Annotated in this window: 4 protein-coding genes; 2 read left to right on the top strand and 2 right to left on the bottom strand. The window is 64.9% G+C overall.

Going from position 1 to position 2,606, the window contains the following annotated elements; translation table 11 throughout:
- Positions 1 to 402 (bottom strand): LysR family transcriptional regulator (locus VGD20_RS01230; RefSeq protein ID WP_331132709.1); only part of this gene is annotated, 402 nt, incomplete at its 3' end.
- Positions 403 to 554: 152 nt separating this feature from the next.
- Between VGD20_RS01230 and VGD20_RS01225 the strand changes: the two genes are divergently transcribed.
- Positions 555 to 884, top strand: coding sequence for a UrcA family protein (locus VGD20_RS01225; RefSeq protein ID WP_331132708.1), 330 nt, complete (start codon positions 555 to 557; stop codon positions 882 to 884).
- Between the two features lie 359 nt (positions 885 to 1,243).
- Here VGD20_RS01225 and VGD20_RS01220 read toward each other — a convergent pair whose 3' ends face one another.
- Entirely contained in the window at positions 1,244 to 1,636 is a 393-nt protein-coding gene (locus VGD20_RS01220) for a helix-turn-helix domain-containing protein (RefSeq protein WP_331132707.1), read from the bottom strand.
- A 112-nt stretch (positions 1,637 to 1,748) separates the two neighbouring features.
- On the opposite strand from VGD20_RS01220, the gene VGD20_RS01215 reads away from it, so the two are divergent.
- Positions 1,749 to 2,492, top strand: a complete 744-nt coding sequence (locus VGD20_RS01215) for an SDR family oxidoreductase (RefSeq protein ID WP_331132706.1) — start codon at positions 1,749 to 1,751, stop codon at positions 2,490 to 2,492.
- Positions 2,493 to 2,606 lie beyond the last annotated feature (114 nt).

Below are 2,606 nucleotides of genomic sequence, written 5' to 3'. Positions count from 1 at the left end.
AAGGTCGCGCGGCTCGTCCGATGTGTCGAGGTGGATATGGATTCCGGGATGCACGGCACGAAGGTCGCGCAGGATCGGCGGCAGCACGGTGACCGCGAAAATCTCCATGGTCGTCAAGCTCACGGTCCCGCCCGCGTCGCGCGACTTGGCTCCCGCCGCTTCGCCGAAGCGGTCGGCCGCCTCGCGGACGGCGACCGCGCTCGCCAGCATCGCCTCGCCCACGGGAGTCAACGCATAGCCCGCCTGTCGCCGTTCGAAGAGGCTGAGCCCGGTTGCTTCCTCGAGCGCGGCGATACGACGGGCAACGGTCGTCTGGCTGACGCGCATCGCCTGCGCGGCGGACAGGGTGCTACCCGTCTCCGCGACCGCCAGAAAGGCCTTGAGGTCGTTCCAATCATACATGACGCCTTGTGCGTCATAATCGTCGCCACCTCATTCTGCAATTTTGCAGAATGGTCGCGCAACATCGTTGCTCCTTTTGGCGAAGGCGATCGATTATCTGGTGCTCCACCGGCTTCCTCCCCTCCTCTCCAGCCGGCCGAAGGAGACACAAGATGCAAAAGCTTCTGATCCTTGCCGCCCTCGCGACCGTATCGATCGGCCAGCCTGTTGCGGCACAAACCGCCCCCGCGAACCCGAGCGTCGCCGTAGCGCACCGCGACCTCGACCTTCGGACCGCGGCCGGCACCCGAACCCTCGACCGCCGCATCTGGCGCGCCGTCGTCGAAGTGTGCGGCAAGGCACCCGATTACGACATCGAAGGCAAGAACGACGTGCGGCAGTGCCGCCGCGATACAAAGCGCGTCGCCTCGGCGCGGGCCGATGTGGTGGTCGCCAGCGCGTCACGGGGCGAGCTGATCCAGGTCAGCTCGATCCGCAACTGACCGGCGGACCCAAGTTGCAGGGCCCGTCAAAGCCGGGGCCATGATTCGGGCACGATCATGGTCCCGGCTTGCTTTTTTTTCAGCCCGGCAGCCCCCCGGCGCCCCGATGGAGCGGCAGTTCTGGGGTGGGGAGCTGTCCTCTCGTGCACCCCGGCGAAAGCCGGGGCCCATCTCCCCACGGCGCTACTGGGCCCCGGCTTTCGCCGGGGTTCACATCGGCCGTTTCCAGTCCTTCGTCATCCCGGACTTGATCCGGGATCCATCGCAGCGCTGAAGTCGTGGACCCCGGATCAAGTCCGGGGTGACGATGTGGAATAGGTCTGCTCCCGGGCGATAACCATCCCCCAACCCACACGTCCTTACCCCCGCGCGTCGAACGCCATCCGCGCCCTTGCCACCTTTTCCAGATTGGCCTCCGCCCAGACCCACACGCCGCAAAAGGCTTCACCCAAGCTGTGGCCGAGGTCGGTCAGGCAATATTCGACCTTGGGCGGGACGACCGGATGCACCGTGCGCACGAGCAGCCCGTCGCGCTCCATCTGTCGCAGCGTCTGCGTCAGCATCTTCTGGCTGATCCCCGGGACGCGGCGCGACAATTCGGTGAAACGGCACGTCCCATGATCCTCCAGCTCCTCGAGAACGAGCAGGGTCCATTTGTCGGCGACTCGGCCGATCAGTTCGTTGACGAGCGTTTCGACGCGCGGATCGACCGGCGCGTGCGGATCGTAGGATATTTTTTCGGGTGCAGGCATAGCAGAAAATCCAAATCTCTCTTTTTGGTAACTATGGTACTTTTAGGTGCCTTCTTCCTTTTGGAGAGTATAGGGATATCTGTGCCTTCTCACCACCTCAAAGGAGGCCATCATGAAAACCACAGGCAACACCATCCTCGTCACGGGCGGCGGTTCGGGTATCGGCTTGGCGCTTGCGCAGCGCTGGCACGATGCCGGCAACAAGGTCATCGTCACCGGGCGCAATGCCGAAAAGCTGCAGGCCGCGATCGCCGGGCGGCCGAACATGTCGGCGGTGTCGCTCGACGTCACCGATGCCGACGCGATCGCGGCTTTTGCCAAGGACATCGTCGCGCGATTCCCGAACCTCAACGTGCTGGTCAACAATGCCGGCATCATGAACGCCGAGGATGTCAGCGCGAAGCGCGACCTGACGCAGGCGGAGGCAACCGTCGTGACCAACATCCTCGGCCCGGTCCGGCTGATCGACGCGCTTGTCGACCATCTGGCCGTGCAGGCGGACAGCGCGATCGTCAACGTGACATCGGGCCTCGCCTTCGTACCTTTCCCCAAGGCGCCGACCTATTCGGCGACGAAGGCGGCGATGCACAGCTATTCGGTTGCGCTGCGGATCCAGCTGGAAGGCAAGGTCGAGGTGATCGAGCTGGCGCCGCCGGCGGTGCGCACCGACCTGACCCCCGGCCAGTCGACGCGCGAGGGCTATATGCCGCTCGACGACTTTGCCGATGAAGTGATGACGCTGTTCGCGGTCGAACCGACGCCGGAGGAAATCCTCGTACAGAACGTCATGCCGCTGCGCACCGCCGAGGCCAACGGGACGGTGCCACAAGTGCTGGAGCGGCTGAAGGCACTGTAATAACCGGACCCTCCCTGTGGCGCAGCCATGGGGAGGTGGCAGCGCGAAGCGCTGACGGAGGGGCTTTGGCGCGGCCCCTCCACCACGCGCTCCGCGCGCGGTCCCCCTCCCCAT

The organism is Sphingopyxis sp. (assembly GCF_036402335.1).
Classification (GTDB): Bacteria; Pseudomonadota; Alphaproteobacteria; order Sphingomonadales; family Sphingomonadaceae; genus Sphingopyxis.
The sequence above is the reverse complement of the archived record's forward strand: the minus strand, read 5'-3'. Positions and strand labels throughout refer to the sequence as shown.